The sequence below is a fragment of the Actinosynnema sp. NPDC059797 genome (genome assembly GCF_042732085.1).
Taxonomy (GTDB): domain Bacteria; phylum Actinomycetota; class Actinomycetes; order Mycobacteriales; family Pseudonocardiaceae; genus Actinosynnema.
Genome location: NZ_JBHWIE010000345.1, coordinates 1 through 7,439, shown reverse-complemented (window position 1 = coordinate 7,439; position 7,439 = coordinate 1). Strand labels below are relative to the sequence as shown.

Sequence of the window (7,439 nt, the reverse complement as noted above, 5' to 3'; positions counted from 1 at the left end):
CGGCCACGACGGGCCGCACGCGGTGGACCCGAACCGGGGTTTCCTGGAGCTGGGCTTCGACTCGCTGGCGGCGGTGGAGCTGCGCAACCGGCTCGGTGAAACGGCGGAGGTGCGGTTGTCGGCGACGTTGGTTTACGACCACCCGACGCCGGCGGCGGTCGCCGACTTCCTTCACTCCGAGTTGATCGGAGAGGTGGAAACCTCACCGTCCGTAGAATCGGAACTGGCCAGGCTTGAATTGCTCGTGGATTCCGCGTCGCCCGACGAGGAGGAGCGCGCCCGGGTCGAGTCGAGGCTCCGCGCCCTGCTGGCCCGCTGGTCGGCCTCCGGTGAGCCGGAGGATGCGGCGTCCGACTCGGACGCCGGGTTGGACTCCGTGACCGCCGACGAGCTGTTCGACCTGCTGGACGAGGAGCTGGAGGCCTCGGACTGACCGAGTCCCGCCCGAAACCCACGCCGCCCCGGGAAGCCGAAGTTAACGGTTGACCGGGGCGGCGTCGTCGTGACGGGGGACGGCACGGTGCTTGGACCGGTTCGTGGCGCTCCTGTTGCCAGGAAGTGTCCAGAAGGGAACGGATCGGGCGAAAAAGTGTCGTAGCCCTCGTTACGGCCCAGTATCTACTGGCGGGTTAAATGACCGTTCGGGCAAACGTGATGAACTTTCGTTTTTTACACCTATTTGTGGTACACATTCGTCTTGTACGTTTGTATACCGGAGGTTAGGGTCCCATCCAGTCACCATTTGACTGCACAGCGTTGTGTCTGTACCGACGCGCAACAGCTGAACTGGGGGAGTACAACTTTGAGTCTCGTCGAGCGCGAGCATCTGCTGGACCAATTAGACGCGATATTCACAGGCAGCGTGGCGGGCAACGGCCACGTGGTCCACGTCGGCGGCCCCGGCGCGAGCGGCAAGACCGCTCTCGTGCGTGCCTTCGGCGAACGCGCGGCGGCGGGCGGCGCGCTCGTGCTGACCGCCACCTGCTCCCGTGCCGAGCGCGCGGTCAGCGGCGGCGTGCTGGCGCAGTTCGCCGCCGGGCTGCCCGCGGAGGTCGCCGAACGACTGGGGAGGCTGCTGGACGTCGAGCGCACGGGCGCGCCGAACGCGGCGGCCCACGAAGGCCCGACGCCGGACCCCACGGCGCAACAGCACTCGCAGATCGTCCGAGCGGTCCGCGAAGTGCTGTTCGACGCCGCCAGGGAGCAGCCCCTGGTGCTGGTGGCCGACGACGTGGAGTACGCGGACTCCTGCACCCTGCAGGCCCTGCTCCACCTGCAGCGCAGGCTCAGCGGGGCGCGGATCATGCTCGTGCTGACCGAGTCGGACCACTCCCGGCACGTCAACGCCCTGTTCCGGGCCGAGCTGACCAGGACGCCGTGGTTCACCCCGGTGCGCCTGGCGCCGCTGTCGCCGCGTGGCGTCGCGCGCATCGTCGCCGACGAGCTGGACCAGCGCACCGCCACCGCGCTGGCGCCGGCCTACCACGCCATGACCGGCGGCAACCCGTTACTGGTCAAGGCGCTGGTGCAGGACCACCGCACCGCCGTGTTCACCGAGGACGGCGACCCCGGTGACGGCGTGACCGCCGGGGAGGCGTTCCGCCAGGCCGTGCTCGCCTGCCTGCACCGCTGGGAGCCGGGGATGCTCGACGTGGTGCGCGCGGTGGCCGTGCTGGGCGAGAACGCCACGCCCGAGCTGCTGGGCCGCCTGCTGGGCCGCAAGACCACGTCGGTCGTCGAGGTGCTCACCGCGCTCAACCACACCGGGTTGCTCGACGACGGCCGGTTCCGCCACCCGGCCGTGCGGGCGGCCGTGCTGGCCGACGTGGGCGCCGACGACCTGGCGGCGGCGCACCAGCGCGCGGCCGGCCTCCTCTACGCCGAGGGCCTGCCCAGCGCGGACATCGCCGCGCACCTGAACGCCGCCGGCGCCGCCACCGCGCCGTGGGCGGTCGCCGTGCTGCGGGACGCCGCCGACACCGCGCTGGCCGAGCACCGGCCGGAGCGGGCGGTGGAGTACCTGAAGCTGGCGCGCACCAGCTGCCCGGAGGACGACGCGGCCGGGCGCGCCGCGCTCGCCGCCGCGCTGGCCTCCGTGCAGTGGCGGGCCACCCCGTCGGTGGTGTCCCGGCACCTGCCCGAGCTGCGCGAGGCCGCCGAGCGAGGGCTGCTCGGCGTGCGCGAGACCCGGGCGCTGCTGCGCTACCAGCTGTGGTTCGGCCGGACCGCCGAGGCCAGGGACACCCTGCGGCGGCTGGAGGAGACCGCCGCGGAGAGCCCCCACTCGCCGGCCGCCACCGAGCACCGGGTGCTGCGGGACTGGGTGCGCTGGCTGCACCCGACCGTGGCCGACGCCGTGCCCGTCGGCGCGGGCGACCGGCGCTCGGCGCTGATCCGCGACCACCAGGAGGACCTGGTGGCCACGGCGGAGCGCCTGCTGCGCAACTGCTGGGCGCCCGACAGCGCGCCGGAGGCCGCCTCCTACGCGCTGCTGACGCTCGCTGCGTGCGGCGAGGTCGGCCGGGCCAAGCACTGGTGCGACACGCTGCGCGCCGACGTCGGCACCGGCAACGCCGCCACGTGGAAGGCGGTGCTGGCCGACGTGCGGGCGCACATCGCGCTGATGGAGGGCGACCTGGCCACGGCCGAGCGCCAGGCCCGCCTCGCGCTCACCGCGCTGTCCTCGCACAACTGGGGCCCGGCCATCGCCTCGCCGCTCGCGGCGCTGGTGCTGGCCACCTCGGCGACGGGCAAGCACGACGAGGCCGAGGCGCAGCTCAAGCGCACCGTCCCGGTGGCCGCGCAGAACACCTGGCACTGGGCCGTGTACCTGCGGGCCAGGGGACAGGCGAACCTGGCCGCGGGCCGGCCCCACGCCGCGCTGGCGGACTTCGAGGCGTGCGGCGAACTGGCCGTGCACTGGGACCTCGACCTGCCCGCGCTGCTGCCGTGGCGCTCCGACCTGGCGCAGGCGTACCTGCGGCTGAACCGGATCGACCGCGCCGGCGAGCTGGTGCTGGCGCAGCTGGAGCGGCCGACGGCGGACACCCCGCGGGTCCGCGGCGTGTCGCTGCGGGTGCTGTCGTCGTCCATCGAGCTGAAGCAGCGGCTGCCCATGCTGCGCGAGGCCGCGGCGCTGTTCCAGGGCTGCGGCGACCAGGTCGAGCTGTCCGTCGCGCTGGCCCTGCTCAGCAGCACCCACCACGCGCTGGGCGAGTTCGGCGCGGCCAAGGTCGTGGCCAAGCGCGCGCTGCGGATGGCCGAGGGCTGCCAGGCCGAGGCCCTGTGCCGCCAATTCCTGCCCCGCGGCCTGGTCCTGGACGAGGCCGAGGGCGAGGAGGAGGAAGCGGCCGAGGTCGAGAGCCGCGGCGGCACCGCGCACGAGCCCGACGACCTGGCCACGCTGAGCACCGCCGAGCGGCGGGTCGCGGCGCTGGCCGCGCTGGGCCACACCAACCGGGAGATCAGCCGCAAGCTCTACATCACGGTGAGCACCGTGGAGCAGCACCTGACCAGGGTCTACCGGAAGCTGAAGGTGCGGCGCCGCACCGACCTGCCGACCGGGCTCCCGATGGGCGCGCTGGACATGTGGGCCGCGGAGGCCCCGGCGATCACCGCGCCGCAACCGACACCGGGGCACCCGACACCGGGGCACACAACCGGGCACACACCGGTGCAGCGCACGGCGCGCGACCCGCGCCAGGGCGCCCGCTCCACCTCCGGCGGCGGAATCCGGCGCTGATCCGGCGTCGACCCGCCGGGCGACCGCGCCGAGCCGCACCGACACCCGAACGGGGTCGGTGCGGCTCGGTCTCGTCGGGGGTCCGTGGTGTGATCATCGGGCGCGGGCGGCCCGCGCCCCGGCCCACCGCCGGGGTGGGCCTGGGCCCACCTCAGGTGTGCTCCTAGGTCCATGGAACGTGAAGCGCGTTCCCCATAGCGTTAGCTGCAATGCACGAGGACGAGTACCAACAGGAATGCGGGTGAGTGGCGATGTTTGGCGGTAGGCGGAGGGACCAGCACGGCGGGAACGGCAGCGCACCCGCGGCCGTGCGCCTGGACTCTGTCCGCAAGACCTACGGCAAGGGCGACAGCGCGGTGGAGGCGCTGCGCGGCGTCGACATCGCGCTGGACTACGGCAGCTTCACCGCGGTCATGGGCCCGTCCGGCTCGGGCAAGAGCACGTTCCTCCAGTGCGCGGCGGGCCTGGACCAGCCGACGACCGGCGCGGTCATCCTCGACGGCGTCGACCTGACCGGCATGACCGAGGTCCAGCTGACCGAGCTGCGCCGGGAGCGGGTCGGCTTCATCTTCCAGAGCTTCAACCTGCTGCCCGCGCTGACCGTCGAGCAGAACGTCACGCTGCCGATGAAGCTGGCCGGGCGCAAGATCGACCGCAACCGCGTCGCGGACGTCATCCGCCGGGTCGGCCTGGACCAGCGCCGCACGCACCTGCCCGGCGAGCTGTCGGGTGGCCAGCAGCAGCGCGTGGCGATCGCCCGCGCGCTCGTGTCCGAGCCCGCCGTCGTGTTCGCGGACGAGCCGACCGGCGCCCTCGACACCCGCACCGCGCTGGAGGTGCTGGACCTGATGCGCGAGTCGGTCCTGGTCAGCGGTCAGACCATCGTGATGGTCACGCACGACCCGGTGGCCGCCTCGCACGCCGACAGCGTCATCTTCCTCATCGACGGCCAGATCATCGGGCAGCTCAAGCACCCGACCGCCGAGGCCGTCGCCGAGCGGATGACCCACCTGACCGCGATGGTCGAGCGCCCGCAGCGCTCGTTCAGCCTGAGCCAGGCCCAGGGCCCGGGTCGGCGTGACCGAGGGGGCAACTACTGATGTGGCAGCTCGCGCTCCGCACGCTCCGGTACCGCAAGGCCGGGTTCATCGCGACGTTCATCGCGGTGTTCCTCGGCTCGGGCCTGGTGATCGCGTGCGCCGGCCTCATGGAGACCGGCATCACGGTCGCGGTGCCGCCGCAGCGGCTGGCCGCGGCGCCCGTCGTGGTCAGCGGGCAGCAGTCGTACCTGGTGCCCAACGAGGACCCCAACGACCTCAAGGACATGAAGACCGTGGCGCTCGCCGAGCGCCAGTGGCTCGACCCGGCGATGGCCGACGAGCTGGCCGCGGTGGACGGCGTGGAGCGCGTGGTCGCCGAGACCAACGTCGCCGCGACCGTCGTGCGGGGCGGCCAACCGGTGCAGGCCGGGCCGCAATCCCTGGGCCACGCCTGGGAATCGGCGCAGCTCGGGCCGTTCGCCCTGATCGAGGGCAGCGAGCCGACCGGTGACCGCGACGTGGTGCTCGACGCGGCCACGGCGAGCCTGGCCGGCGTGAAGGTCGGCGACCAGGTCGACGTGGTGACCAAGGGCGAGGCGGACTCGTTCCGCGTCACGGGCCTGGTGCCGCCGGCGGGGCGCGACCCGCAGTCGCTGCTGTTCTTCGCGAACTCGGCGATCGCCGACCTCGGCGAGCACGGCGGCCAGGTCAGCGCGTTCGGCCTGTTCCTGCGCCCCGGCGTGGACGTCGAGGCGTTCCAGGAGTCCCTGGAGGAGAAGTACGACGGGCAGCCGTACTCGGTGCTGATCGAGGACGACCGCGGTCTCGCGGAGCACCCGGAGGCCGTCGGCGGCCGGGCGCAGCTCATCCCGCTCGCCGCGGTGTTCGGCGGCATGGCGGTGTTCATCGCGATGTTCGTCGTCTCCAGCACGCTCGGCCTGTCGATCCAGCAGCGCCAGAAGGAGATCGCGTCGCTGCGCGCCATCGGCGGCACGCCGGCGCAGGTGCGCCGCATGATCATCGGCGAGGCGTTCTTCGTCGCGATCATCGCCGCGCTGCTGGGCTGCCTGCCCGGCATCGTGATCGGGCCGCTGATGTTCGAGCTGATCTCCGAGGCCGGGGTGATCTCGCCGGTCGTGGAGTACCGCCAGGGCTTCCTCGCCTACCTGATCGGTCCGGCGGTGGCGCTGCTGAGCGCGCTGCTCGCCGCCCGCATCACCAGCTCCCGCGCGGCCAAGGTGAACCCGGTCGAGGCCATGGCCGAGGCGTCGGTGCAGCGCAAGTGGGTCACGTTCCCCCGCGTGCTGTTCGCGGTGCTGTTCTTCCTGATCGGCCTGGGCCTGTTCATCGTGACCGGCGCGTTCATGACGGGCCCGGTGGCCTCGGCCACGGCCGGCCCGGCGGTGATGGCGTGGGCGATCGGCCTGGCGCTGATCAGCCCCGGCCTGACCAAGGTCATCGGCAGGCTGTTCGCGGCTCCGGTGCGCGCCGCCGGTGGCGTGATCGGGTACCTGGCCAACAACAACATGCGGCTGCGCTCGGTGCGCATGGCCGCGGCGGTCACGCCGATCATGCTCGCGGTCGGCATCGCGCTGTCGAACTTCTACCTCTCGACCACGCAGGAGGCCGCGGCGTTCCGCTGGTTCGCCGAGGACCTGCGGACCGACGCGGTGGTCTCCTCGTCCACCGGCGGTTTCACGCCCGAGGTCGTGGAGCGGGTGCGGTCGGCCGAGGGCGTCGAGGCCGCCACCCGGTACGTGACCAGCGCGGGGTGGATCGACAAGCCCTACGACGATTCGCACATCTCCAGCCCGTGGCCGATGCAGGGCGTGGACGGTGAGAGCGCCGCGCAGATCACCGGCATCACCCCGGTCGAGGGCGACCTCGGCGACCTGACCGGCTCGACCGCCGGGTTGCCGGTGGCGCAGGCCACCGAATTGGGCGTGGGCGTCGGGGACCGGGTGACGCTGCGCCTGGGCGACCGGGAGCAGGCCGAGGTGACGGTCGTGGCGCTGTACGAGGCCAAGGAGGGCTACGAGACGCTCCTGGTGTCCGCTGACCTGCTGGCCGAGCACACCACCACCGGGTTGGCGCAGCAGGTCCTGGTCAAGGGCGCGCCCGGCACCTCGCCGGAGGCGGTGATGGCGGCGGTGCGCGAGCAGGTGGCCTCGGTGCCCGGCGCGATCGTCGGCGACAACTCGTCGATCGTCACCTTCGCCAAGGGCACGGAGACGCAGACCTGGGTGAACTACCTCCTGGTCGGCCTGATCACCGGGTACACGCTGATCTCGGTGGCGAACACGCTGGTCATGGCGACGGCCTCGCGCAAGCGGGAGCTGGGCGTGCAGCGGCTGATCGGCACCACGCCGCGCCAGGTGATGCAGATGCTCGCGCTGGAGGCGTCGGTGGTCGCGGCGATCGGCATCGTGCTGGGCACCGTCGCCTCGATCGCCACGCTGATGCCCTTCAGCATCGTGGTGCTGGACCGACCACTGCCGGCGGGCCCGGTGTGGATCTTCCTGGCGGTGGTGGCCGGCGCGTTCGCGCTGACCCTGGCGGCGACGCTGCTGCCCGCCCGCAAGATCCTCGCGGTGCCCTCGGCGGAAGCCGCCAGGGCGGCCGACTGACCCCCCTCGTACCACCCCCCAATCGGGCCC

At 72.7% G+C, this 7,439-nt stretch carries 4 protein-coding genes; all 4 read left to right on the top strand.

Going from position 1 to position 7,439, the window contains the following annotated elements:
* Positions 1 to 433: acyl carrier protein (locus tag ACFV4N_RS36620; RefSeq protein ID WP_499677257.1), on the top strand; the 433-nt coding region annotated here is incomplete at its 5' end.
* Between the two features lie 246 nt (positions 434 to 679).
* On the top strand, positions 680 to 3,742 hold the full coding sequence (locus ACFV4N_RS36615; protein WP_499677256.1) for a helix-turn-helix transcriptional regulator: 3,063 nt from the start codon (positions 680 to 682) through the stop codon (positions 3,740 to 3,742).
* A 251-nt stretch (positions 3,743 to 3,993) separates the two neighbouring features.
* Positions 3,994 to 4,842: an ABC transporter ATP-binding protein gene (locus tag ACFV4N_RS36610; RefSeq protein WP_499677255.1), complete on the top strand. Its 849-nt coding sequence runs from the start codon at positions 3,994 to 3,996 to the stop codon at positions 4,840 to 4,842.
* A complete protein-coding gene (locus ACFV4N_RS36605; protein WP_499677254.1) occupies positions 4,842 to 7,409 on the top strand; it encodes an FtsX-like permease family protein in 2,568 nt (855 codons plus the stop codon). The genes ACFV4N_RS36610 and ACFV4N_RS36605 overlap by 1 nt, the downstream gene beginning before the upstream one ends.
* The last annotated feature ends 30 nt before the right edge of the window (positions 7,410 to 7,439 follow it).